Annotated in this window: 25 protein-coding genes; 20 read left to right on the forward strand and 5 right to left on the reverse strand. The window is 59.9% G+C overall.

Annotation, left to right across the window (positions count from 1 at the left end; all coding sequences use genetic code 11):
• Both FEU76_RS18015 and FEU76_RS18020 read right to left on the reverse strand, forming a co-directional pair.
• On the reverse strand, positions 1-225 hold a 225-nt coding region (locus tag FEU76_RS18015; protein ID WP_144984901.1), incomplete at its 3' end, for a transposase family protein.
• Positions 226-237: 12 nt separating this feature from the next.
• Positions 238-1,272, reverse strand: a complete 1,035-nt coding sequence (locus FEU76_RS18020; RefSeq protein WP_144984904.1) for a permease — start codon at positions 1,270-1,272, stop codon at positions 238-240.
• A gap of 111 nt (positions 1,273-1,383) precedes the next feature.
• Here FEU76_RS18020 and FEU76_RS18025 point away from each other — a divergent pair, with 111 nt between their 5' ends.
• From FEU76_RS18025 to FEU76_RS18105, 17 genes are all read left to right on the forward strand, one after another.
• Entirely contained in the window at positions 1,384-1,698 is a 315-nt protein-coding gene (locus tag FEU76_RS18025; RefSeq protein ID WP_068435097.1) for an ArsR/SmtB family transcription factor, read from the forward strand.
• A gap of 191 nt (positions 1,699-1,889) precedes the next feature.
• A complete protein-coding gene (locus FEU76_RS18030) occupies positions 1,890-2,558 on the forward strand; it encodes an amino acid ABC transporter permease (protein ID WP_144984907.1) in 669 nt (222 codons plus the stop codon).
• Positions 2,555-3,310 (forward strand): amino acid ABC transporter ATP-binding protein, encoded by a 756-nt coding sequence (locus FEU76_RS18035; protein ID WP_144984910.1) that lies wholly within the window; start codon positions 2,555-2,557, stop codon positions 3,308-3,310. The genes FEU76_RS18030 and FEU76_RS18035 overlap by 4 nt, the downstream gene beginning before the upstream one ends.
• Before the next feature lie 251 nt (positions 3,311-3,561).
• Positions 3,562-3,828 carry a 30S ribosomal protein S20 gene (gene rpsT, locus FEU76_RS18040; protein WP_016916025.1) on the forward strand — a complete coding sequence of 89 codons (267 nt, stop codon included), beginning with the start codon at positions 3,562-3,564 and terminating at the stop codon, positions 3,826-3,828.
• Positions 3,829-3,930: 102 nt separating this feature from the next.
• Positions 3,931-5,508 carry a murein biosynthesis integral membrane protein MurJ gene (murJ, locus tag FEU76_RS18045; protein ID WP_016916026.1) on the forward strand — a complete coding sequence of 526 codons (1,578 nt, stop codon included), beginning with the start codon at positions 3,931-3,933 and terminating at the stop codon, positions 5,506-5,508.
• Positions 5,509-5,610: 102 nt separating this feature from the next.
• Entirely contained in the window at positions 5,611-6,648 is a 1,038-nt protein-coding gene (gene ribF / locus FEU76_RS18050) for a bifunctional riboflavin kinase/FAD synthetase (RefSeq protein ID WP_144984913.1), read from the forward strand.
• Between the two features lie 8 nt (positions 6,649-6,656).
• Positions 6,657-9,488, forward strand: coding sequence for an isoleucine--tRNA ligase (gene ileS / locus FEU76_RS18055; protein ID WP_144984916.1), 2,832 nt, complete (start codon positions 6,657-6,659; stop codon positions 9,486-9,488).
• Positions 9,481-10,017 (forward strand): signal peptidase II, encoded by a 537-nt coding sequence (lspA, locus tag FEU76_RS18060; RefSeq protein WP_016916030.1) that lies wholly within the window; start codon positions 9,481-9,483, stop codon positions 10,015-10,017. The genes ileS and lspA overlap by 8 nt, the downstream gene beginning before the upstream one ends.
• Positions 10,018-10,045: 28 nt before the next feature.
• Positions 10,046-10,489: an FKBP-type peptidyl-prolyl cis-trans isomerase gene (fkpB, locus tag FEU76_RS18065; protein ID WP_039182333.1), complete on the forward strand. Its 444-nt coding sequence runs from the start codon at positions 10,046-10,048 to the stop codon at positions 10,487-10,489.
• A gap of 36 nt (positions 10,490-10,525) precedes the next feature.
• A complete protein-coding gene (ispH, locus tag FEU76_RS18070; protein ID WP_039182336.1) occupies positions 10,526-11,506 on the forward strand; it encodes a 4-hydroxy-3-methylbut-2-enyl diphosphate reductase in 981 nt (326 codons plus the stop codon).
• A 105-nt stretch (positions 11,507-11,611) separates the two neighbouring features.
• Positions 11,612-12,010, forward strand: a complete 399-nt coding sequence (locus FEU76_RS18075) for a type IV pilin protein (RefSeq protein WP_276307082.1) — start codon at positions 11,612-11,614, stop codon at positions 12,008-12,010.
• Positions 11,979-12,416 (forward strand): type IV pilus modification PilV family protein, encoded by a 438-nt coding sequence (locus FEU76_RS18080; protein WP_240525256.1) that lies wholly within the window; start codon positions 11,979-11,981, stop codon positions 12,414-12,416. Before FEU76_RS18075 ends, FEU76_RS18080 begins: the two co-directional genes overlap by 32 nt.
• A gap of 17 nt (positions 12,417-12,433) precedes the next feature.
• Positions 12,434-12,901 (forward strand): PilW family protein, encoded by a 468-nt coding sequence (locus FEU76_RS18085; protein WP_039182341.1) that lies wholly within the window; start codon positions 12,434-12,436, stop codon positions 12,899-12,901.
• 18 nt (positions 12,902-12,919) lie between these two features.
• Positions 12,920-13,375: a hypothetical protein gene (locus FEU76_RS18090; RefSeq protein WP_144984919.1), complete on the forward strand. Its 456-nt coding sequence runs from the start codon at positions 12,920-12,922 to the stop codon at positions 13,373-13,375.
• 49 nt (positions 13,376-13,424) lie between these two features.
• On the forward strand, positions 13,425-14,447 hold the full coding sequence (locus FEU76_RS18095) for a tryptophan--tRNA ligase (RefSeq protein ID WP_096921537.1): 1,023 nt from the start codon (positions 13,425-13,427) through the stop codon (positions 14,445-14,447).
• A 139-nt stretch (positions 14,448-14,586) separates the two neighbouring features.
• Positions 14,587-15,798 (forward strand): YeeE/YedE family protein, encoded by a 1,212-nt coding sequence (locus FEU76_RS18100; protein WP_096921536.1) that lies wholly within the window; start codon positions 14,587-14,589, stop codon positions 15,796-15,798.
• A gap of 177 nt (positions 15,799-15,975) precedes the next feature.
• Positions 15,976-17,655 (forward strand): NAD-dependent malic enzyme, encoded by a 1,680-nt coding sequence (locus tag FEU76_RS18105; RefSeq protein WP_039182397.1) that lies wholly within the window; start codon positions 15,976-15,978, stop codon positions 17,653-17,655.
• 64 nt (positions 17,656-17,719) lie between these two features.
• Here FEU76_RS18105 and acnA read toward each other — a convergent pair whose 3' ends face one another.
• The gene (acnA, locus tag FEU76_RS18110; protein ID WP_144984922.1) at positions 17,720-20,467 is read right to left on the reverse strand and encodes an aconitate hydratase AcnA; all 2,748 of its coding nucleotides are present in this window, start codon (positions 20,465-20,467) and stop codon (positions 17,720-17,722) included.
• Positions 20,468-20,721: 254 nt separating this feature from the next.
• Between acnA and trxB the strand changes: the two genes are divergently transcribed.
• Positions 20,722-21,672, forward strand: a complete 951-nt coding sequence (gene trxB, locus FEU76_RS18115) for a thioredoxin-disulfide reductase (RefSeq protein ID WP_039182403.1) — start codon at positions 20,722-20,724, stop codon at positions 21,670-21,672.
• A gap of 11 nt (positions 21,673-21,683) precedes the next feature.
• Here trxB and FEU76_RS18120 read toward each other — a convergent pair whose 3' ends face one another.
• The gene (locus FEU76_RS18120) at positions 21,684-22,217 is read right to left on the reverse strand and encodes a GspH/FimT family pseudopilin (protein ID WP_039182406.1); all 534 of its coding nucleotides are present in this window, start codon (positions 22,215-22,217) and stop codon (positions 21,684-21,686) included.
• Between the two features lie 80 nt (positions 22,218-22,297).
• On the opposite strand from FEU76_RS18120, the gene thiO reads away from it, so the two are divergent.
• Positions 22,298-23,395: a glycine oxidase ThiO gene (gene thiO / locus FEU76_RS18125; RefSeq protein WP_144984925.1), complete on the forward strand. Its 1,098-nt coding sequence runs from the start codon at positions 22,298-22,300 to the stop codon at positions 23,393-23,395.
• A gap of 4 nt (positions 23,396-23,399) precedes the next feature.
• On the opposite strand, the gene FEU76_RS18130 is transcribed toward thiO, so the two are convergent.
• Positions 23,400-23,669, reverse strand: a complete 270-nt coding sequence (locus FEU76_RS18130; RefSeq protein WP_081138865.1) for a PP0621 family protein — start codon at positions 23,667-23,669, stop codon at positions 23,400-23,402.
• A gap of 135 nt (positions 23,670-23,804) precedes the next feature.
• Here FEU76_RS18130 and FEU76_RS18135 point away from each other — a divergent pair, with 135 nt between their 5' ends.
• Entirely contained in the window at positions 23,805-25,439 is a 1,635-nt protein-coding gene (locus FEU76_RS18135; protein WP_039182415.1) for an NAD+ synthase, read from the forward strand.
• Positions 25,440-25,445: the final 6 nt, after the last annotated feature.

Raw genomic sequence — 25,445 nt, forward strand, 5'->3', positions numbered from 1 at the left:
CCGGCAGGTGTATCGGCGGCGGACCACCCAGAGAGTGACCCGCTTGCCGTGGATGGGCAGATCACGATAGGGAACGTCACGCTTGCCGAACCGCACGAACTCACCCTGCACGCCGCACCCCTCGCAGGCTACTGGTGTAGGTGCTTCAAGCCGAAAATGTATGTCTTCATTCTGCTCATCAGAATCCACCAACTGGTACCCAGGAAGGCTTAACGAATTAATCATCTCCCGCCTTGATCAGAAAAACAGGTAGGTGGCGTAACCGGCAATCATCGCCATAGCAAAAATGACTGCTAAAAACGCCGCTAAAAGCTTCAGCGTGAACAAAGAGCGCAACAGAATGAGCTCAGTCAGGCTGGCTCCGGCACTGCCGATGATCAACGCTAGCACCGTCCCGGCACCCACGCCTTTGGCCATCAGAGCCGCTGCCAGAGGTATGACGGCTTCAGCGCGAATATACAACGGCACGCCGATGACAGCGGCAACTGGAATGGCAAAGGGATTATCTGGGCCTGCATACTGCTCCAATAAGTCAGTGGGCATGAAACCATAGATCACGCTGCCAATCGCAATACCGATGAGCAGGTAAGGCAACACATCGATAAAGTCCGACCAAGCTTCCCGCCACACACCACTGTACTTCCCTTCTTTCTTAACCGTGACAGTGGGTTGACTGTCACAGCATTCGCTAGACGTAGAGACTGTTGTCTTCCTATCAGCCCCGCAAGAAGCCGTCTTCGGAGTGGTGTCGCAGCTGTTGGTGCCGCAACTCGATGCGGTCGATGTAGCACTGCACGGGCTTGCTGATGAACTACATCCACTGCTCTCTTGTGTCGCCGTCCGGCGCACATAACGCTCGAAGCCAAGCGTGTGAAGCAGCCATCCGGCACCTACCGCGACCACCAAAGCGGCGAGCACATAGATAGCAGTAAGTGTCCATCCAAACGTGGCAACCAGCAGGCCGACGACGATAGGATTCAGCAACGGAGATGAGAAAAGAAACACCATCATCGGCCCAAAACCGGCCCGTGCCCGAATCAACCCTTTCAACATGGGGATAGTCGAGCAACTACAGAAGGGCGTTATAGCTCCTAAACCAGCAGCAAGAAAATAGCCTCGCTTCCCACTGGAAGTCAGTAACGCTTCCACCTTGGATGGTGGGATGTGACGTTGAAGAACTCCGACCAGCAAGCTAATGCCAATGAATAAAACCGATAGCCCGATAGCGAGAAAGGCGAACATGCCTAGAGCGTCTTGGAGTTGAGATGACATTCAATATTACTCCTATATTTCTAGTATTGTCGAAATGATGTACGCAGCCTACTTGCGTTTATCCGACCTGTCAACTATAATTCTAGAAACATCGAATTATTGGGGCGTGCTATGGATCACGAAAAGGTTGCAGCCAGCTTAGCTGAGCTAGGGAATAGTCACCGACTGTCCGTGTTCCGCTTTCTGGTCAAAGCTGGCCATGATGGGGCTTCGGTCGGAGATATCCAGAAGGGGCTGGGTATTCCTGCTTCGACGCTATCACATCACCTTGCGCGCATGGCCAAGGTAGGGCTGATCCGGCAGGAGAAACATAGCCGCACGATTGTCTGTATACCCGAGTATGGGCACCTAGAGAATTTGATCGGTTTCTTACTAGAGGAATGTTGTGCAGGTGTCCGGATTGCGCATGAACCAGAACCGCTTTGACGCTTGCCCAGCTCTCGCTGTCCTCCCTAGTCAGCATCGCTATGAAGACTCAGGCGAAGGTGGAAACAGAAAATTGGCAGTAGAGTAGGCTGAAGAGGATCAATCAGATAATCCGCTGAGAAAGATTTTCTTCTTTACATCTTTGGCATTTTATCAACCAGAAATTCCGGATACCCATAAGCGATACGACGATGCTGAATTTGGAGTATATGTGGGGCCTTCTGCCGGTCCTGCTCAGTTATTTACCACTAACGCTGCAAATGGCGAGCATCGCCATGGTATTTGCGCTAGTCATTGCCTGCTTGTTGGCGGTCGTGCGGGTGTTGAAAATCCCGGTGCTAAACGGTGCGGCACTGCTGTTTATCTCGTTTTTTCGCGGCACGCCGCTGCTCGTTCAACTGTTTTTGTTTTACTACGGCCTGCCTCAACTGATTAATGCGCTGATTTCCATTAATGGCGTCACTGCTGCGGTATTGGGCCTGACGCTGCACTTTTCGGCGTATATGGCGGAATCCATCCGTGCAGCGATTGTGGGTATCGACCGTAGCCAAACCGAAGCGGCGCTCTCGATAGGCATGACCCAGCCGCAGCTGATGCGGCGCATCATTCTGCCCCAAGCCACCCGCGTGGCCACGCCCACGCTGATGAACTACTTCATTGATATGATCAAGGCGACCTCGCTGGCCTTTACGCTGGGCGTGACGGAGTTGATGGGGGCCACCCAGAAAGAGGCATCGGGCAGCTTTTTGTATCTGGAAGCCTTCCTGTTGGTGGCGATCATCTACTGGGTGGTGGTGGAAGCGCTCTCTTGGGGCCAGCGCCGTTTAGAAACGTATCTGAATAAGGCGTACCAGCGATGATTACGCTTGAGTCTGTCAGTAAGCAGTTTGGTCAGCAGCCGGTCTTTACCAATGTCGATTTACACCTAGAACAGGGCGAAATCATCGTCATTATTGGCCCGTCAGGTACGGGGAAATCGACCCTGCTGCGCTGTATCAATTTTCTAGAGCGCCCAGAGGCAGGGCATATTACCGTCGGTGATCTGCGCGTCGATGCGCGAAAGGCGAGTCGGGCGGATATTTTGGCACTGCGCCGTCGCACCGCCTTTGTGTTCCAGAATTACGGCCTGTTCGCCAATAAAACCGCGCTGGAAAACATTAGCGAAGGCATGATCGTGGTGGACAAGCTACCCAAGGCGCAGGCCCACGCTCGCGCCAGGGAGATTCTGGAGCGTATTGGGTTAGCAGATAAAGCGGATGCTTACCCTGCATCGCTCTCCGGCGGCCAGCAGCAGCGGGTGGGCATTGGTCGTGCCATGGCGGCGAATGCCGACGTCATTTTGTTCGATGAGCCGACCTCGTCACTCGACCCGCAGTGGGTGGAGGAAGTGCTGGCTCTCATGAAGCAACTGGCGGCCGAGAAGCAAACCATGATTGTGGTCACCCACGAGATGCAGTTTGCCAGAGACGTCGCCGACCGCGTGGTATTTATGGACGAAGGTCAAATCGTCGAGCAGGCGCCTCCCGAGCAACTGTTCACGAACCCGCAGGATGAGCGCACGCGGCGCTTTTTGCGCAAGATTTTAGCGCCCACGGGCCAAGCGATGTCCTAGCGGCGCGCCCGAAAAGCATTGACATTGGCTAGTAAGCCCGCTTTGCGCGTGATAGACTACGCCATCCTCTCAGACAAGACCCGTGAGCGGGCAGCTATAAGACTGCTCGTTACACTATTTAGCAGTGTTGAAAACCCTGCTAAATCAATTGGTTGTTACGGAAATGTCGTGATTTGGCAACTGCCAGCCGACAAACACATAGTAAATTCGTTGCCGTTGATAGGCAGCCCTTATTCTCCAAGGAGATACCTGTGGCGAACAGCAAGCAAGCACGCAAGCGCGCCCGCCAGGCCGAGACTCGTCGCGTCCTGAAATCCAGCCAGCGCAGCATGGTCCGCACTTACATCAAGCGCGTGATCAAGGCGATCAACACTGGCGATCATGGCAAGGCCATGGAAGAGTTCAAGGTCATGCAGCCGGTCGTCGACCGTATTGCTGACAAGGACGTGCTTTCCAAGAAGAAAGCAGCGCGCCTGAAAAGCCGCTTGAACAAGCGCATCAAGGCTCTGGCGGCGTAAGCCGGCAGTCGCCCTAAAAACCGGCTGCGGCCGGTTTTTTTGTGTCCAAACGTTGCCCGTGCTGCTTGAGTCCCCCCCCCTTTTCTCAGTATGGAACCAGTGATGAGTGCGAAGACACCGCCGCAAGCCAATATGTCGCCGCCGCGCCGAGGGCTGATGCGCTCTGGGCTGGTGGTGAGCGCCATGACCATGATCTCGCGGGTCATGGGGCTGGTGCGGGATGTGGTGGTTGCCACCTTCCTGGGGGCGGGCAACGGGTCCGACGCCTTCTTCGTGGCGTTCAAGATTCCCAATTTCATGCGCCGACTGTTCGCCGAAGGGGCCTTCAATCAGGCCTTTGTGCCGGTGTTGTCGGAGTACTCGACCCAGCGCAGCAAGCAGGAAATTCGTGAGCTGCTCAATGCGGTGGCGGGCAGCCTGACCGCCATCCTGGCGCTGATCACGGCGTTTGCCATGCTCGGTGCGCCCTGGCTGGTATGGCTGTTTGCGCCAGGCTTTGGGCGTGACCCCGACAAGCTGGCCATGACCGCCGACATGCTGCGCTTGACCTTCCCCTACCTGCTGCTGATTTCCTTGACGGCCTTTTCCGGCAGTGTTCTGAATACCTGGAACCGCTTTGCCGTTCCTGCGTTTACGCCAGTGTTGCTCAATCTTTCGTTGATCGGGGCGGCGCTGTTTTTAATGCCTCTGATGGAAGAGCCTGCCATGGCGCTGGCCTGGGGGGTGCTGATTGCCGGTGCTGCCCAGCTCGCCTTTCAGGTGCCGTTTTTGCTGCGCCTGGGGCTATTGCCAACGCCATGGCCCAACTTCGCCCATGATGGGGTCAAGCGTATTCTCAAGCTGATGGCTCCGGCGCTGTTTGGCGTATCGGTGTCGCAGATCAACCTGTTGCTGGATACGGTGTTGGCGTCGCTGCTGGTAGCCGGTAGCGTCTCCTGGCTCTACTACTCGGACCGTTTGGTGGAGCTGCCGCTGGGCGTGTTTGGGGTAGCCATTGGTACCATCATCCTGCCCGCGCTTTCCAAGCGCCACGCAGAGCAGTCCAGCGAACATTTCGCTGCCATGCTGGACTGGGCCATTCGCGTGGTGCTGTTGCTGGGCGTGCCTGCGGCGCTGGCGCTGGCGGTGCTGGCCGAGCCTTTCCTGATCACGCTGTTCCACTATGGGGCGATGACCGAGGTGGATATTCAGATGGCAGCCATGAGTCTGCGCGCCTATGCGTTTGGTCTGGTGGCCTTCATGCTGATCAAGGTGCTGGCCCCTGGCTTCTTTGCCCGCCAGGACACCAAAACCCCCGTGAAGGTCGGGATCGTCGCCATGGTCGCCAACATGCTGCTCAATTTGCTGCTGATCTGGCCGCTGGCGCACGCAGGGCTGGCGCTGGCCACGGCGCTGTCGGCGTTCCTGAACGCGGGGTTGCTGGGCTACCTGTTGTATCGTCAGGGCGTGCTGGTGTTTCAGCCCGGCTGGGGGCGGTACGCGGTGCAGCTGGGTGGGGGCAGCCTGCTGATGGGGGTGGCACTCTATCTCGTGTCGCCCCACTGGCAGGCGTGGCTGGAGTTCGGCATGTGGCAAAGGATTCGCTGGGTGTCCGGACTGGTCGTGCTTGGCGGTGGACTCTACTTCCTGTGGCTGACGGCGCTGGGGCTGCGCCCACGGCATTTCAGGATGAATAGCTAGGCTGAGGCGGGGCGTTGGTCAAGATGGCCCGATGGCAATCTTGACCTGCACCAGGCCAGCACGTTCGTTATAATCAAACGCTTTCAAGACGGCAGAGGTGCCATGCACGTCATTCGAGGTCTGCACAATCTGACACCCTCTCAGCGTGGCTGCGTGGCGACCATCGGTAATTTTGATGGCGTGCATCGCGGCCATCAGGCGATCCTGCAGCAGTGCCGAGAGCACGCGGCCCGCCTGGGAGTGCCCTTGACCGTGGTGGTCTTCGAGCCGCAGCCACGGGAGTTCTTTGCGGGTGACCAGGCGCCGCCTCGTCTGACGCGGCTGCGGGAAAAAGTGCGCTTGCTGCACGACCACGGTGCGGAACAGGTGCTTTGCCTGCCGTTCAACGACGCCTTGCGCAGCCTGACCGGCCGCCAGTTCATCGACCAGGTGTTGATCCAGGGGTTGAACGTCCGCCATCTGGTGGTAGGGGATGACTTCCGTTTTGGCTGTGATCGCCAGGGCGATTTCGAGCTGCTGGAAGCCGTGGGCAGTCACCATGGGTTTGGCGTCGAAAATACCCACACCTTCACGGTGGCAGGGGGGCGTGTATCGAGCACCCGGGTGCGTACCTTACTGGCCAGCGGCAATTTCGAGGTGGCGGCGCGCCTGCTGGGCAGGCCCTATTCGCTGCATGGCCGCGTGGTGCGCGATCAGCAGTTGGGGCGCACCATCGGTGTGCCCACGGCCAATTTGCCGCTGCTGCCCCAGCCGCTGACGCTGCGCGGTGTGTTTGCCGTGGTGGCCGAGCTGCCGAACGGTGCTCGCCTGCCCGCCGTGGCCAACGTCGGTTTTCGGCCCACCGTGGGGGCCAAACGGCCCACCCTCGAAGTGCATCTGCTGGACTTTTCCGGCGACCTGTATGGTCAGCGGCTGACGGTTTACCCTTGCGCACGGTTGCGCGGGGAAGTGAAGTTCGACGATTTCGACGCGCTGAAGGCGCAGATTCAACACGACCAGGCCAGGGCGCGCCGCTATTTTGCGGCGGCTGAGGCTGGCGTAGCACGTACTCTTCCGCTGGCCTCGGCCCCGCTTGGGCGTGAGACCGCTTCTTCTGATTTCACTTCGGCGGATAACGACGCCGATGCTAACGACGGCTGACCGGAACTATGGATTACAAGCACACGCTAAACCTGCCAGAAACCGACTTTCCCATGCGCGGCATGCTGCCGAAGCAGGAGCCAGGGCGCGTTTCCCAGTGGCAGGACATGAACCTGTACCAGCGCCTGCGCGAAGCCCGTGCGGGGGCACCGCTGTTCGTCCTGCACGATGGCCCTCCCTATGCCAACGGCAGCATCCATATCGGTCACGCCGTCAACAAGATTCTCAAGGACATCATCGTCAAGTCCAAGAACCTGGCGGGCTTCGATGCACCCTACGTGCCGGGTTGGGACTGCCACGGCCTGCCTATCGAGCACAAGGTCGAGACCACCCATGGCAAGCACCTTCCGGCCGATAAAGCCCGTGAGCTGTGCCGTGAGTACGCCGGTGCCCAGATCGAAACCCAGCTGGTGGATTTCGTGCGCCTGGGGATCATCGGTGATTGGGATCACCCCTACCGCTCCATGGATTACGCCAACGAGGCGGGCGAGATCCGCGCCCTGGCCGATATGGTCGAAGCGGGCTACGTCTTCAAAGGGCTTAAACCGGTCAACTGGTGCTTCGACTGTGGCTCGGCGCTGGCCGAGGCGGAAGTCGAGTACGCTGATAAAAAATCTGACGCCATCGACGTGGCCTTCCCCGTGGAAGATGCCGACAAGCTGGCAGCGGCGTTCGGTCTGAGCGAGCTGGCCAAGCCTGCGGCGGTGGTGATCTGGACCACCACGCCCTGGACCATTCCCGCCAACCAGGCGCTGAACGTTCACCCCGACTTCACCTACGCGCTGGTGGATACCGGCGAGCGGTTGCTGCTGCTGGCCGAAGAGCTGGTCGAGAGCTGCCTGGAGCGTTTTGGTTTACAAGGTGAGGTGGTAGCGACGACTCAGGGCAACAACCTGGATCTGATCAATTTCCGCCACCCGTTCTACGACCGCCTCTCGCCGGTTTATCTGGCGGATTACGTGGAGTCTGAAGTCGGCAGCACCGGTATCGTTCACTCCGCCCCTTCTTACGGTATGGATGACTTTGTTACCTGCCGTGAGCACGGCATGAGCTTTGACGACATGCTGAACCCCGTGCAGGGCAACGGCGTTTATGCCGATGACCTGCCGTTCTTTGGCGGCCAGATGATCTGGAAAGCCAACCCGAACATCATCGACAAGCTGCGTGACGTAAACGCGCTGATGGCACATACGCCGATCACGCACAGCTATATGCACTGCTGGCGCCACAAGACGCCGGTCATCTATCGTGCCACGGCCCAGTGGTTCGTCGGCATGGATATCAAAGGCAAGGATGGCAAGACCCTGCGCGAACGGGCGCTGGCCGGTATCGAAGCCACCGAGTTCACCCCTGCCTGGGGGCAGGCGCGCCTGCACAGCATGATCGCCAATCGCCCGGACTGGTGTATCTCCCGTCAGCGTAACTGGGGCGTGCCGATTCCCTTCTTCCTGCACAAGCAAACCGGTGAGCTGCACCCGAACACCGTGGGGCTGATGGAAGAGGCCGCCAAGCGCGTGGAGCAAGAGGGCATCGAGGCGTGGTTCAAGCTGGAACCCTCCGAGCTGCTGGGCGCGGAAGCCGCCGACTACGAGAAAGTCACCGACACGCTGGACGTGTGGTTCGACTCGGGCACCACCCACCGCCACGTGCTGCGCGGCTCGCACCCCCATGGCCATGAGAGCGGCCCACGGGCGGACCTTTACCTGGAAGGCTCGGACCAGCACCGGGGTTGGTTCCACTCCTCGCTGCTGACCGGCGCGGCCATCGATGGGCATGCGCCTTACCGGCAGCTGCTGACCCACGGCTTCACCGTCGATGCCCAGGGTCGCAAGATGTCCAAGTCCATCGGTAACGTGGTGGCCCCGCAAAGCGTGATGGACAAGCTGGGGGCGGACATTCTGCGCTTGTGGGTCGCCTCGACGGACTACTCCGGCGAGATGGCCGTCTCCGACGAAATTCTCAAGCGTACGGCCGACGTTTATCGCCGTATTCGCAACACGGCCCGCTTCCTGCTGTCCAACCTGAGCGGTTTTGACCCTGCTCGGGATCAGGTGGCGTTCGGCGATATGCTGGCGCTGGACCAGTGGGTAGTGGACCGCGCGGCTCAGCTGCAGGGCCGTATCGAAAAAGCCTATGAAGAGTACCGCTTCCTGGATGTCTACCAGCAGGTACACGGCTTCTGCGCACGGGAGCTGGGTGGTTTCTACCTGGATGTCATCAAGGACCGCCAGTACACCACGCAAACCGACTCGCTGGCCCGTCGCAGTGCGCAAACCGCGCTGTATCACGTGGTGGAAGCGTTGAGCCGCTGGGTGGCCCCGATTTTGTCGTTCACCGCCGAAGAGATTTTCGAGCATATCCCCGGCCAGCGTGGCGACAGCGTGCTGCTGGAGACCTACTACACAGGCCTCTCCACGCTGGATGAGGGTGCCGAGATGGGTCGGGCGTTCTGGGAGCAGGTGCTGGAAGTGAAGCACTCGGTGAACAAGTGCCTGGAAGATGCCCGTAACGCCAAAGTGATCAAGGGCAGCCTGGCGGCGGAAGTCACGCTTTACGTGAACGACGAACTGCACACGGCGCTGGCCAAGCTGGGCGACGAGCTGCGTTTTGTGATGCTCACCAGTGAAGTGCATCTGGCGCCGCTGGCCGATGCGGCCGGTGCCGAAAGTACCGAGCTTGAGGGGTTGAAGGTAGCCGTCAACGCCAGTGAGCATGCCAAGTGCGAGCGCTGCTGGCACCACCGCGCCGATGTGGGCAGTTTTGCCGCCCACCCGGACCTGTGTGGCCGCTGTGTGAGCAACTTGCCCGAAGGCAGTGGAGAGATTCGTTACTATGCCTAACACCGTGAGCGGCACGGAAGCGTCGACCCACCAGCGTCCGCCCATGCGGCGGCCGCTGCGCTGGCTATGGCTGGCGGTGGCGGTGATCGTGCTGGATTTGCTGACCAAATACGCCGCCAGCCATTTTTTGAGTTATGCACAGCCGGTTGAAGTGCTGCCGTTTTTCAACCTGACCCTGCTGCACAATACCGGCGCGGCCTTCAGCTTCCTGGCTGACCATCCGGGCTGGCAGCGCTGGTTCTTTGCCACGGTGGCCATTGGCGCCAGCATAGGGCTGACCGTGTGGCTCTCCAGGGTGCGGGCAGACGAAAAGCTGCTGGCCATCGCGCTGCCGTTGATCATCGGTGGCGCGCTGGGCAACTTGTATGATCGGCTCATTCACGGCTATGTCGTGGACTTTCTCTCATTCCACGTGGCGGGCTGGTACTACCCGGCTTTCAACGTGGCCGATATTGGTATTACGCTGGGTGCCGTGGGGCTTATCTGGGAGTCGTTCATGGGCGATCGACGCCGTAAAAAAATGGCCTGAACGCCCCCGCGCCTACCTGTGAGGAACTATGGACTACCTAATTGACGATGGCATGGAAATCACCCTCCACTTCACGTTGAAGCTGGAGGACGGCACGGTGGTGGATTCCACCAAAGAGAAATCGGCTGCCACGTTTCAATATGGCGATGGCAACTTGCCGCCGGGTTTCGAGCACCCCATCAAGGGCATGGCCGCCGGCCAGAGCGGGTCATTCCAGATTACCCCGGAGCATGCCTTCGGTCAGCATAATCCGCAGAATATCCAGACCTTGAAGCGAGCAGATTTTGGTGACGACGAGCCCGAAGTGGGCATGGTCATGTCGTTTGCCGACAAGGCGGGAACGGAACTGCCGGGCGTGGTCAAAACAGTAGAAGGTGACCGCGTGGAGGTCGATTTCAACCACCCGCTGGCAGGGCGCACGCTGACGTTCGAGGTCGAAGTGCTCAACGTCACGCCGATCACCAAACACTAATTTCCCGAGCGATGCAGGTTGCATCAAGGCGCATTTATGCAGTCATCAGAGTCATCTCAGCCCATTCAGATCAAGCTGGCTAACCCGCGCGGATTCTGCGCCGGGGTCGACCGTGCGATCGATATCGTCAATCGCGCGCTGGATGTCTTCGGCCCGCCGATTTATGTGCGCCATGAAGTCGTGCACAACCGCTTCGTGGTGGAAACACTGCGCGAGCGCGGGGCCGTCTTCGTCGAAGAACTCCATGAAGTGCCCGACGATGTGATCGTCATCTTCTCGGCCCACGGCGTTTCCCGAGCGGTTCAGCAGGATGCCGAACAGCGTGGTCTGAAAGTTTTCGATGCCACTTGCCCGCTGGTCACCAAGGTGCACATGGAAGTACTGCGCTACGCCAAGCGCGGCCAGGAGTGCATTCTCATCGGGCATGAAGGCCACCCCGAAGTCGAAGGCACCATGGGGCGCTACGACACTTCCCATGGGGGCAAGATCTATCTGGTGGAAGACGAACAGGACGTTGCCAATCTGGTCGTCAACGACCCTGCGGCGCTGGCGTTCGTCACCCAGACCACGCTCTCCATGGACGACACGGCCAAAGTGATCGACGCGCTGCGCGAGAAGTTTCCCGAGATCCAGGGGCCGCGCAAGGACGATATCTGCTACGCCACCCAAAACCGCCAGGATGCGGTGCGCGAGCTGGCAGCGGACAGCGACCTGGTGCTGGTCGTGGGCAGTCCCAACAGCTCGAATTCCAACCGCCTGCGGGAGCTTTCCGAGCGCATGGGGACCCCCGCCTATCTGATCGACAATGCCGAGCAGATCGAGGCTGCCTGGCTCGAAGGCGTCAAGCGCATTGGCGTCACTGCCGGTGCCAGCGCTCCGGAAGTGCTGGTGAAAGGCGTCATCGACCAATTGCAGGCACTGGGTGCAGAAGCACCTGTGGAACTGCAAGGTCGTGAGGAGAACATCACGTTCTCCATGCCCAAAGAGCTACGCGAGCGTGTGATCGTTAGTGAATAGTCACCAGTGAGATAGCGTTAACACCAGGTCTATTCTAGTGGGTGCAAAGCGTATCGGTTTGGGACATACTCGAAGTATGATTCAGTTGATACGGGAGCACCGCGCGTGCCAGATCGCTCTATCCCCCCTGTGGGCGGCAAGTTTCCTCCCCAGGGGTTCACCCTCATCGAACTGCTGATTGCCGTCGCGATCATCGGTATCGTCGTCGGTATCGCCTACCCCAGCTACAACCGTTATGTCGAGCGTTCTCTGCGTACCGATGCACATGCGGGTCTGCTTCAGGCCGCCTCCGAGATGGAGCGCTGCTATTCACGTCAATACTCCTACAATGACTGCGCCGTTACGGCCACCTCGCCCGATGGTAACTACGCCATTACGGTCGCCAATGGTGGTGACGAAGACGGTGGTTTCCTGCTGACGGCTTCCAGTGAGCGAGACGATGGCTGCGAAGAAGACTTGCAGTACAACGCCCGTGGCGAACGGCTGCCTGCTGCCTGCTGGTAAGCACCGGCAGCAAGGCGGCTTCTCCTTGGTCGAGGCACTCGTGGCGCTGGTGGTGCTGTCACTTGGCCTGATCAGTATTGCTGCCATGCAGCTGAAAGCCTTGCAGGCCGTGCAGCGCGGCTATCAGCAAACGCTGGTGAGCGTGGCGGCGCTGGATGCCCAGGAACGAGTCTGGGCGGCAACGCGTCATGCCGAGGGCTGTCAGGATATCCCGCTTGCCGAGATCGAGCGTGCCTGGCAAACGGCCTGGTTCGCTGCCTCAGGCGGGCCGCTTATCCGTCATGGCCAGGCCATTTACAGCACCATTGCTCGGCAAGGTTGCCTGTTCGAGGTGACGGTAAGGCTCGACAGTGCAGTGGACGACAGCCCTCAGTCGCTTGTCTATCCCTTTCAACTACCCCTTTAGGGAGTGTGGCGGCGCCTATGGAGAGGCAAAACGGCTTCACCCTGACCGAGATGATGGTGGCCATGGTCATGGGCGTCATCATCGTGATAGGGGCAGGGCAGCTCTTCTTGAGTACTCTGCACACATTTCGGCAGACTGAAAGCCTGGGGCGGCAGCAGGAGGCGCTGATTTTCTCCGTGACTCACATTACCACCACGCTTCAGCGCCGCGGAGCATACGATGATGCGGGGGAGCCGTACTACCGATTACAGTGCGTACCGTCAGCCAGTGAATGTCGCTGCACGCTACAGGATATGTCGCGTGCGCAGCCGCTGGTGAACTTCCAGGCTGCCGAGGGAGCCTCCTGTCCACGCGATGAACCCGTCGGCACCGCCGTTGATCAGGCGCCTGCCGTGTATCAAGTAGCATTGCCGTTGGGGCCCGGTGGTCAAGCAGTGACCTTTCATGTGGCTCATCGGGAAGCGCTGTTTCATCTGGATGAATAGCAGGGAGAGGGCTAGTGAATGGAAACGCAACGAGGCGCTGCGCTGGTCATTGTCATGGTGTTGCTGGCCAGTGCACTGGTCACGGCGATGATGGGCATGCAGTCCGCCTTGGTGGATAAGCGGCTCGCGGGCAATTTCCGTGCTTCCCTGCAGGCTCAAATGAACTCAGGGAGTGCGGCATCACACGCATTGTGGCGATTCGACGAGCTATCGTGGGAAGGCGCGCCGCAGATAGAGGCTTCCGCCACGGTGCGCTTCGAAGACTATCTTGGTCATCCCCATGCCCAGCGCGTGTCCCAGGATTGCCCATCTCAGGGCTGCCTGTTCGTGCCGGTGGTGTTTCAAGGCGAATCATGGGTCATGGCGTTGGGGGCCGTGCTGTCTGAACGTGATGGCATCGTGGCCCAGAGTGAGCCCGTCTTCGTGCGGCTGGGCACTCGAGCGGATGGACAGGCAGTCGTCGTTTGGAAATAGGCGTACAATAGCGTATCGTTTTTCACCTTTATTCAGTTGGATCCAGATCATGAGTCAGATAGCCAAAACCCGCGTGCTGACCGGGATTACCACGACGGGGACGCCTCACCTCGGCAATTACGTCGGGGCCATCAAGCCTGCCATCGAGGCAAGCCAGGACCCTAACGTGCAGTCGTTCTACTTCCTGGCCGACTTTCACGCCCTGATCAAGTGTCAGGATCCCAAGCGTGTTCAGGCGTCACGCATGGAGATCGCCGCTACCTGGCTGGCGTTGGGTCTGGATACCGATAACGCCATCTTCTATCGCCAGTCGGATATCAGCGAAATTCCCGAGCTGATGTGGATGCTGTCGTGCGTCTGTGCCAAGGGCCTGATGAACCGAGCCCATGCCTACAAGGCCGCCGTGGCCGAGAACGAAGAGGCTGGCGACCAGGATCCGGACAAGGGCATTACCATGGGGCTGTTTAGCTACCCGGTACTGATGGCCGCCGATATCCTGATGTTCAATGCCCATAAAGTGCCGGTCGGGCGCGACCAGATCCAGCATATCGAGATGGCACGTGATATCGCAGGGCGTTTCAACCATCTGTTCAAAGGGCAATACTTTGCTCAGCCGGAAGCCGTGGTCAACGAAAAGGCAGAGGTGCTGAAAGGCCTGGACGGTCGCAAGATGTCCAAAAGCTACAACAATACCATTCCGCTTTTTGTCAGCGAGAAAAAGCTGCAAAAGCTGGTGCGCAAGATCAAGACCAACTCTCTGGAACCTGGTGAGCCCAAAGACCCCGACACGTGTACGCTGTTCCAGATCTATGCCGCGTTTGCCAGCGATGCCGAAACCGCCACCATGCGTCAACAGTATGAAGAAGGTATTGGCTGGGGAGAGGCCAAGGATCAGGTCTTCGAATACCTCAATGCCCATCTCAGCGCGCCGCGTGAACGCTATAACGCCTTGATGGAAGACCCTGCCCATATCGAAGCCATATTGCAGAAAGGTGCTGAGCGTGCCCGTGCCGAGGCATCCATCACCATGGACAAGCTGCGTTCGGTGGTAGGGCTGGGGCGTTTTGTTTAAATATTCCTTTTGGGAATATGAACCTCTCAATAAAGAATTTCCGGCGTTTACGCCTCGCCGTTAGGCTTATAACTATTGTCCAACTTAGCCAAGCGCCTTGCTGTTGCAGGCGCTTTTGGCGTTGCTAAACAGGTGAATTATGGCGACTACCTCAATGGTGGCTCCGGTCTCGTACCGCGTGCCCCTTCTGGCCATGGCAGCGATTGTGCTGGGGGCGATCGTGATTGGCGTCATTTTTGGCGCCAATATCGGGCTGCTGATGATCGTGGGCGGCCTGCTGGGTATGGTGCTCTATCACGCAGCGTTTGGCTTTACGGCGGCCTGGCGGGTGTTCATTACCGAGCGTCGTGGGCGTGGCTTGCGGGCGCAAATGATCATGCTGGCGATTGCCGTAGTGCTGTTTTTTCCGGCGCTGGGGGCGGGGTCGCTGTTTGGTACGCCGGTGAGTGGCTTCGTCTCGCCGATCGGCATTTCGGTGCTGTTCGGTGCGTTCATCTTCGGTATCGGCATGCAGTTGGGAGGCGGCTGTGCCTCGGGCACGCTGTTTACCGCTGGCGGTGGTAATGCCCGTATGCTGATTACCCTGGTGTTCTTTATCGTGGGCTCGGTCATCGGGTCTGCGCATTTCACCTGGTGGCAAAGTTTGCCCGCCTTCCAGCCGGTGTCGTTGGTCAACGTGGCTGGCGTGGGGGGCGGTATCGGTATCAGCCTAGTGCTGTTCGCTGCCATTGCCGCCTTTACGGTGATCATGGAGAAGCGCCGTCATGGCCAGCTGGAGCAGGTGCCCACGGTCGATAAGCCCGGTGTGGAGCGCTGGCTCACGGGCCCTTGGCCGCTGGTGGCGGGGGCCGTTGCCCTGGCGCTGCTCAACTTTGCCACCCTGGCATTGGCGGGTCGCCCCTGGGGAATTACCTCGGCCTTTGCGCTATGGGGCGCCAAGGCGTATGAGCTGGTGGGCGGCGATGTGAGCCAGTGGGGTTATTGGCAAGCACCGGGTAACGCGGCCGCGCTGGAAGCCAGCGTATGGAGCGATATCACGACGGTCATGAACGTGGGCATCATGCTGGGAGCACTGGCTGCCGCCCATCTGGCCGGGCGTTTCGCGCCGAATTTCCGTATTCCGCTGCGCTCGGTGCTGGCCGCTGTGATTGGTGGCCTGCTGCTGGGGTATGGTGCGCGTTTGGCGTTTGGTTGCAATATCGGTGCTTACTTCAGCGGCATTGCGTCGGGTAGCCTGCATGGCTGGGTCTGGATGGCGGCGGCCTTTGCGGGCAACTTGATTGGCGTGAAGTTGCGGCCGTTTTTCTTTGCTGGCGAAGAGGGGCGTCGTCCCACCGCCAAGAGCTGCTGATCGCTAGCGTTTTGGTTTCTTCGATGAACACCTCGGCCATGGCCGGGGTGTTTTTTTATGGCCATTCTCGGCCCTGTTTCTACCTTTGTCGCACGACCATGTTACATTACGCACAAACGTCGCCAACGCCCAGCGTTGCTGCATTGCAACAGCAATTGACATAAAAAGAGAGTGCCTATGTCTACGAAGAGTAAACGCCCCCTGTACATTCCTTACGCCGGTCCTTCGCTGCTTGAAATGCCGCTATTGAACAAAGGCAGCGCGTTTACTCAAGAGGAGCGATTGGCGTTCAACCTGATCGGCCTGCTCCCGCAAAAAGTCGAAACCATCGACGACCAGCTCGAACGTGTCTATCGTCAGTACCAGCAGTGCCATAGTGACCTGGAGCGTCATATTCATCTGCGTGCCATTCAGGACGATAACGAAACGCTCTATTTCCGTCTGGTGTCCGAGCATCTGGAAGAGATGCTGCCGATCATCTACACCCCTACCGTGGGTCAGGCGTGCCAGGAGTTTTCCAATATCTATCGTAACCACCGGGGCTTGTTCATCAGCTATCCGGACCGCGAGCATATGGACGACATCCTGCGCAGTGCCACCAAGGACAATGTGAAAGTCATCGTGGTAACCGATGGCGAGCGTATTCTGGGCCTGGGTGACCAGGGTATCGGCGGCATGGGCATTCCTATCGGTAAGCTGGCGCTGTACACCGCCTGTGGCGGCATCAGCCCTGCCTACACGCTGCCGATCATGATCGACGTGGGCACCAATAACCAGGCGCTGCTGGATGACCCGATGTACATGGGATGGCGTCACGAGCGGGTCAGCCAGGAAGAGTACGATGCCTTCATGGCCGAGTTCATTTGCGCCGTGAAGCGCCGCTGGCCGAATGTTCTGCTGCAGTTCGAGGATTTTGCCCAGGCCAACGCCGTGCCGTTGCTGGAGCGTTACCGCAACGAGCTGTGCTGCTTCAACGACGACGTGCAGGGAACGGCCTCTGTAGTGGTGGGTACACTGATGGCTGCCTGCCAGGCGCGGGGCGAAACCATTGCGCAGCAGCGAGTGGTGTTCGTGGGCGGTGGTTCGGCGGGGTGTGGCATCGCCGAGCAGGTAGTGGTCTCCATGGAGGCCGAAGGTTTGACCGAAGCAGAGGCGCGAGCGCGCATCTTCATCGTCGACCGGGATGGCTTGATGACCACCGACCAGACCTGGCAGCGGGATTTCCAGCGTCGTCTGGCCCATGATCCTGCGCTGGTAGCCAACTGGAACGGTCAGGGGCTGGAAGAGACCATTGCCCAGATCAAACCCACCATCCTGATTGGGGTCTGTGGCCAGCGGGGCATCTTTACCGAACAGGTCGTGCGTACCATGCATGCAGGCTGTGAACACCCGGTCATCATGCCGCTCTCCAACCCCACCTCCCAGGCAGAAGCCGTGCCTGAGGACGTGATTCGCTGGACCGACGGCCAGGCGTTGGTAGCCACGGGTAGCCCCTTTGCGCCGGTGGTCTACAACGGGCGGACCTACCCCATTGCCCAGTGCAACAACGCATATATTTTTCCCGGCATTGGCCTGGGGGTGATTGCCGCCGACGCCCACCGCGTGACCGACGAGATGCTGATGAGCGCCTCGCGTGCTCTGGCCCGTGAAGCGCCGCTGGTCAAGGAGGGGCAGGGTGCGCTGCTGCCACCGCTGTCGCGCATTCGTGAAATCAGTAAGTCGATTGCTTTCGAAGTGGCTGCTCAGGCGCAGCAAAACGGCGTGGCGCTGAAAACCAGCGGCTCGGAACTGCGTGAGCGTATCGAAAAATCCTGCTGGTCGCCGGAGTATCGCTTCTACCGCCGTCGCGCTTTCTAAGGCGCGGCGCAAAAAAAAGCCCCCACCAAGGTGGGGGCGATGCAAGCATTGGCGGTTTTTACCGTTAGGCTGCGCCGATCATTTTGCGCAGCACGTAGTGAAGGATACCACCGTGGCGGTAGTAAGCCAGCTCATTGGCGGTATCAATTCTGCATTTGGCATCAACGGTACGCTCCTGGTCGCCCTGTTTGATGACCACTTTGACCGTGCCGCCTGGGCTCAAGTCGTTTAATCCCGCAATCGAAATCTCTTCGTCACCGGTGAGCCCAAGGCTCGTGCGGCTCTCGCCTTCGGGGAACTGCAGCGGTACGACGCCCATGCCAATCAGGTTGGAGCGGTGGATCCGCTCGTAGGATTCGGCAATCACCGCCCGTACGCCCAGCAGCCGGGTTCCCTTGGCTGCCCAGTCGCGGGAAGAGCCGGTGCCATACTCCTTGCCTGCCACCACCACCAGCGGCGTGCCTTCTTCCTTGTACTTCATGGCGGCGTCATAGATCGACATCTGCTCACCACTGGGCACATGGCGCGTTTCACCCCCGACCACGCCGTCCAGCATTTCGTTCTTGATCCGCACGTTGGCGAAGGTGCCGCGCATCATGACTTCATGGTTGCCTCGGCGTGAGCCGTAGGAGTTGAAGTCCACGGGTTTGACGCCATGCTCCTGCAGGTAGCGGCCAGCAGGGCTGTCGGGCTTGATGGAGCCTGCTGGGGAAATATGGTCGGTGGTGACGGAGTCACCCAGCATCGCCAGTACTCGAGCACTCTGGACATCTTCGATGGCATCGGGCTCGCGCTGCATGCCTTCGAAGAAGGGTGGGTGCTGAATGTAGGTGGAGGAGGGCCACTCGTAGACGTTGCTTTCCGGCACCTTGATCGACTGCCACGTCTCGTCGCCTTCGAAAACGGCGCCGTACTCCTTGCGGAACATCTCGGTGTTGACCTTCTGTACGGCGTTGGCGATATCTGCCTGCGAGGGCCAAATGTCTTTCAGGTACACCGGGTTGCCATCGCTGTCTTCCCCAAGCGGGTCGGTGGACAGGTTGCATTGAACGTTGCCCGCCAGTGCATAGGCCACCACCAGCGGCGGTGAAGCCAGCCAGTTGGTTTTGACCAGCGGATGCACGCGGCCTTCGAAGTTGCGGTTACCCGACAGCACGGAGGCAACGGCAAGGTCCCCCTGTTGAATGGCTTTTTCGATGGCGTCGGGCAGCGGGCCGGAGTTGCCGATACAGGTGGTGCAGCCGTAGCCCACCAGGTTGAAGCCCAGCGCATCCAGGTCATCGTTCAGTTCGGCAGCGGCCAGGTAGTCGGTGACCACCTTGGAGCCAGGCGCCAGGGACGTCTTGACCCAGGGTTTGGTGGCCAGCCCCTTCTGACGCGCGTTACGTGCCAACAGGCCCGCCGCCATCATGACACTGGGGTTGGAGGTATTGGTGCAAGAGGTGATGGCCGCGATGACCACGGCGCCTGGGTCCAGGTTGAAATCCTGCTCACCCATCTTGACCGCTTGGCTATCATTATGCTGAAACGAGCGTTCGAAGCTCCGGTCGATGCCCACGGCGGTCTGGCCGCCTTCCGAGGAAAGCTTGCCCGTTTCCGTAGAAGGGTAGGACTTGCCATCTTCCTCCATGACGCTGGCGAATGCCTTGGGCATGTTCTTGAGAGAGACGCGATCCTGCGGGCGTTTGGGGCCTGCCAGGCTGGCTTCCACGCTGCTCATGTCGAGGCTTAGGGTATCGGTGAAGATGGGCTCGTCACCGGGCTCACGCCAGAGCCCCTGGGCCTTGCTGTACGCTTCGACCAGCGCGACCAGCTCATCTTCACGGCCCGTCAGGCGCAGGTAATTGAGGGTTTCATCGTCCACCGGGAAGAAGCCGCAGGTGGCGCCATACTCGGGGGCCATGTTGGCAATGGTGGCGCGGTCGGCCAGCGGCAGGTCTTTCAGGCCATCTCCGTAGAACTCGACGAACTTGCCGACCACGCCCTTCTTGCGCAGCATCTCGGTGACCGTGAGAACCAGGTCGGTGGCCGTAATGCCTTCCTGCAGCTTGCCGGTCAGCTTGAAGCCGATAACCTCGGGAATCAGCATCGATACCGGCTGGCCCAGCATGGCCGCCTCGGCCTCGATGCCGCCTACCCCCCAGCCCAGTACGCCCAGGCCGTTGATCATGGTGGTGTGGGAGTCGGTGCCCACCAGCGTGTCCGGGTAGGCGAAGGTCTTGCCGTCTTCTTGTTTGGTCCAGACGGTGCGGCCCAGGTACTCCAGGTTGACCTGGTGGCAAATGCCGGTGCCGGGCGGCACGACACTGAAGTTGTCGAATGCTTTCTGGCCCCAGCGCAGGAACTCGTAACGCTCGCCGTTACGCTGCATTTCGATATCCACGTTCTCCTGAAAGGCCGTGGGGTTGCCAAACTTGTCGACCATGACCGAGTGGTCGATGACCAGATCGACCGGGGAGAGCGGGTTGATGCGGGCGGGGTCTTCGCCCAGGGACTCGACCGCTGCGCGCATGGAGGCGAGATCCACGACCCCCGGTACGCCGGTGAAGTCCTGCATCAGAACGCGGGCAGGGCGGTAACCGATTTCGCGGCTGGACTGCCCCTCGTTTTGCCAGTCGACCAGGGCTTGCATATCGGCTTGTTCGACGCTCTCGTCGTCAGCGAAGCGCAGCTGGTTTTCGAGCAGAATCTTGAGCGTCTTGGGCAACCGGTCGATGTTGCCCAGCGTTTCGGCTGCTTTGGGCAAGCTGTAGTAGTGATACTCTTGGCTTCCTGCCGTCAGGGTATGAAGCGTGCTGGGTATCTTGCTCATTCCATTCTCCTCTCGATCGCTTATGGGTATCGCAACGGTCACTGTGTTCCAGAATAACGCTGATCAACAGTATGGCTCATGTAGGGCACATGGGTGTGGCGGGGTCGCCTTTCAAGCTATCCTGGCCTAATAGCGTAGACCAACCCTTGTAATTGCTTGTACTCGACGCCATTTCAGGCAGACTCTTCTGCGAATGTCGGCCCTGCAACGAATGTCGACGACGAACTCTGCTCAATTGTCACAAAGGTGGTGTCATGGAAACGCGTCATGAACGTTTGATCATTCTAGGCTCTGGCCCGGCAGGGTACACGGCAGCGGTTTATGCCGCTCGGGCAAACCTGAAGCCGCTGCTGATTACCGGCATGCAGGCGGGTGGCCAATTGACCACGACGACCGATGTGGACAACTGGCCCGGCGATGCCGAGGGCGTACAAGGGCCTGAGTTGATGGAACGCATGAAGCAGCATGCCGAACGTTTCAACACCGAAGTGCTGTTCGATCATATCCACGAGGTGAGCCTTGGCGAGAAGCCGTTCACCTTGAAGGGCGATAGCGGCGTCTATACCTGCGACGCCCTGATCGTGGCTACCGGCGCCAGCGCTCGCTATCTGGGGTTGCCGTCAGAGCAGCAGTTCATGGGCCAGGGGGTCTCTGCCTGTGCTACCTGCGACGGTTTCTTCTACCGCAATCAGGAAGTGATCGTGGTCGGCGGTGGCAACACGGCGGTCGAAGAAGCGCTCTACCTGTCGAACATTGCCTCCAAGGTCACGCTGGTCCATCGCCGCGATACGCTTCGCGCCGAAAAGATCCTGCAAGACAAGCTGTTCGAGAAGGCGGAGGCAGGCAAGATCGCCTTGGAGTGGTTTTACGAGGTGGAAGAAGTGCTGGGCGACAACACCGGCGTCACCGGCGTGCGAGTGAAGTCGACGCAGGACGGCAGCACCAAGGAGATCCACGCGCCTGGGCTGTTCATCGCCATCGGCCACAGCCCCAATACGGGCATCTTCGAAGGCCAGCTGGAAATGAACGGTGGCTACATCAAGGTACAGTCCGGCAGCGAGGGTAACGCCACGGCCACCAGCGTGCCAGGCGTGTTTGCCTGTGGCGATGTCATGGACCATATCTATCGCCAGGCCATCACCTCGGCGGGCAGTGGCTGCATGGCAGCGCTGGATGCAGAGCGTTACCTGGACGGTATTGCCTGAGGCTGACCCGACTAGCAGGCGATAGGCGACGTATCGATACGCAGTCTGCCTAACTGGCTCAGCACCAGCCGCTTGCCCGTTTCGCCCGTCGCGCACACGTCGAAGCTGCCGTTATAGCCGCTGGCATGGCCGAGTGGCGTGTACGTCACTCGATGCCAGCCACGGCTATAGGTGGTGTAGGTGGCCAACTGGCCGGGAAAAGTGCGCAGCACCTGCGCTGGCTCGATGGTATCCGTGGCGCGTCCTTTCACCACCATCAAGGTGTCGTGCCAGCTCGCAGTGCAGGCAGTGTGTTGTGGGTTGGCAGGGCAGACGGTGACCGCCGTGCGCTGGGTAATGGCCGTATTGCGCGCCAAGGCAAACGCAGCCTGCAGCCGCGTCGTTTCACTGTTGAGCATGCTGTGGTGCCCCAAGGCTTGAAAACTTGGGGCCAGCCAGGCAGTCATGACGGCCATCAGCACCAGGGCCACCATCAGTTCGAGGAGCGTAAAGCCTCGCTGAACCGAGCCAGGCCGTGGGTGTGCAGCGGTATCGCATGTCATCATGAGACCCTCTGTGTACGGTCATGGGACTTATCCTAGAGGGCCTTGTGCTCTTTTTATGTAAGCCAAAACGGACAAAGCTTGTGAGCCATATCTTAATTATTGGCGGCGGTGTCATCGGCATGATGACCGCGCTCCAGCTGGCTGATGCAGGGCAGCAGGTCACGTTGGTGGAGCGCGGGCAGTGTGGCCAGGAGGCTTCCTGGGCGGGTGGGGGTATCGTCTCGCCGCTCTACCCCTGGCGTTACGGTGAGCCGGTGTCGCGGCTCTCGCGCTGGTCGGAAGGGGTGTACCCCACGCTGGCGCTGCGGCTGCTGGAAGAAACGGGCATCGACCCCGAGTATCGCCAGAAAGGCCTGCTCTATCTGAACGTGGAAGATGACGAGCAGGCGCTGGCGTGGGCTCGGCAAATGGGCAAGCCGCTCGAACGGGTCGAGGCAGAGGTCGTGCAGCAGAAAGAGCCCGCCGCGCTGGCCTCTGGCGGAAGCGCTCTGTGGATGCCGACGCTGGGCAGCATTCGTAACCCCCGCCTTGGCCAGGCGCTGCGGGCCCGGCTGGCGGCGATGCAGAGCGTCACGCTGGTCGAGCAGTGCCAGGTCACCGGCTTCCTCCAGCGTCAGGGCAAGGTCGTGGGGGTGGCCACGGCGTCGGGCGAGCTGCATGCCGAGCGAGTAGTGGTATGTGGCGGAGCCTGGGCAGCCCAGCTACTGGAAGGCCTGGGTGTCCAGTTGCCCGTTCGTCCCGTGAAAGGGCAGATGATCGCTTATCAGACCCCGCCAGGGCTGGTGCAGCGGGTGGTGCTGAAAGATGGTCGCTATGTGATTCCGCGTAACGATGGTCTGCTGCTGGTGGGCTCGACGCTGGAAGAGGCGGGGTTCGATAAAACCACCGACCAGGACGCCCTGGCGTCGCTGCGCCAGAGTGCTGAAAACATCATTCCTGCGCTGGCCAGGTACCCCGTGGCGTATCACTGGGCGGGGCTGCGTCCGGGCTCCCCGGACGGCATTCCGTTCATCGGGGCGCTGCCGGAATTTCCCAACGTGTTCGTCAATGCAGGGCACTACCGCAATGGGCTGGTACTGGCTCCCGCCTCGACGCATCTGCTGGTCGACCAGCTATTGGATCGTGAGCCGCTGATCGACCCAGCGCCTTACTTGCCGGTGGCGCTACGTCGGGGGTAGCGCATCAAGCGTTACCGTCGTCGCGATCACGCTGTTCCTGCAGGAAACGGTCGCGGTGGGCGCTGCAGCAAAACCACTGCTCATGGTCACGCAGTGCCTCGCTTTCCGGCACGTGAACGTCGCACCAGCGGCAGCGCACCATCTGCCCGCCTTCATGGCGAGGAGCGGGGGGCTGCTGCTGGGAAAGGCGGTGCTGGCGATACATGCCGTAGAGTTTCAGGCCTGCATAAAACAGCACCGCAAAAATAATCAGCCGAATGATCAACAGGTTCATCCTCGATAACTCCCATACCGGGAAAAAGCGGGCAGCACGCCTGTAGCCGTATGGCCTTTGCCAGCAGGCGCACCTTGCGGGACAATGCCCCAAGTGCCATCGTATTCTGAAGATTCTCAAGAGATTTTGACGCCCATGCAAGACTTAACGCTGGTAATGGCCCAACTCGACCCGCTAGTGGGAGATATTCCCGGCAATGCCGCGCGCGCCATCGAGGCCGTGCGTGAGGCGAGGATCGAGCATGGGGCGGACATTGTGGTCTTTCCCGAGCTGTTTCTTTCCGGCTACCCGCCGGAAGACCTGCTGCTGAGGCCTTCCATGGAGGCGCGCCTGCGCGAAGCCCGCGCCAAAATGGCCGAGAAGGTGGCCCGAGACGTGCTGGTCATCATTGGTTATCCCGGCGTGCGTGAAGGCAAGTGCTACAACATGGCGGGCGTGCTGTACAACGGCCAGTGGGAAGCAGAGTACGCCAAGCAGGCGCTGCCCAACTACCAGGTGTTCGATGAGCAGCGCTACTTCACCCCCGGCACCCAGCCACTGGTTTACGAGCACAAGGGTGCCAAGCTGGGGCTGTTGATCTGTGAAGACTTGTGGGAAGGCTCGCCGGTCAAGGCGGCGCAGGCGGCCGGGGCGGAAGTATTGATCAGCCTGAATGCCTCGCCCTACCACCAGGACAAGCCCACCGAGCGGCTGCGCCTTCTGGAGCAGCGGGCTCAGGACGTTCAGCGCCCCATTCTTTACGTCAACACCATTGGCGGCCAGGATGAGCTGGTGTTCGACGGCGGTTCTTGCTGTGTGGATGAGCAGGGCCAGCTCAAGGTGCTGGCCCCTTACTGGCAAGCCGGGCTGATGCCCGTTCAACTGCTGCAAACCAGCGCCGAGCGTTGGGAGCCCCAGGCCGGAGAGATCGAGCCGGAAGTCATGCCGGAAGAGAGCCTTTATTGCGCGCTGGTCACCGGGCTGCGTGACTACGTCAATAAAAGCGGCTTCAAAGGCGTGGTGCTGGGGCTTTCCGGTGGCATCGACTCCGCCTTGTCGCTGGCGATTGCGGTGGATGCGCTAGGGCCGCAGCGCGTTCAGGCGGTCATGATGCCTTACCACTACACCGCCGATATCTCCAAGCAGGATGCCGCCGAGCAGGCCAAACTGCTGGGGGTGCATTATGACGTGATGCCCATCGAGCCCATGGTAGAGGCCTTCATGGCGACCCTGGCGGATAGCTTTGCGGGCACCGAGCGTGACACCACCGAGGAGAACCTGCAGTCGCGCTGCCGAGGCGTGCTGCTGATGGCCATTTCCAACAAGAAGGGCCTGATGGTGCTGACCACCGGCAACAAGAGCGAAATGGCCGTGGGCTATGCCACGCTCTATGGCGACATGGTGGGCGGCTACAACGCCATCAAGGATGTCTACAAGACCTGGGTCTACCGCCTGGCACGTTGGCGTAACACCCAGTCGCTGGCCATTCCGGAGCGGGTCATCGAGCGTCCGCCCAGCGCAGAGCTGGCGCCCGACCAGCAGGATAGCGATTCCCTGCCGGATTACGATGTGCTGGACGCGATTCTGGTGCGCTACATCGAAGGGGACATGAGCGCCGAAGCCATCATTGCGGCGGGTTACGACGAGGACGATGTCTACAAGGTGGTGAAGCTGGTGGACCGCTGCGAGTACAAGCGTCGCCAGGCCCCGGTAGGTGTACGGGTCACGCCGCGTGGTTTCGGGCGTGACCGTCGTTACCCCATCGTCAATGGCTGGCAGCCGGGCGAGTAGCGCCTG

This window comes from Halomonas sp. C22 (assembly GCF_007655045.1).
Classification (GTDB): Bacteria; Pseudomonadota; Gammaproteobacteria; order Pseudomonadales; family Halomonadaceae; genus Vreelandella; species Vreelandella hamiltonii.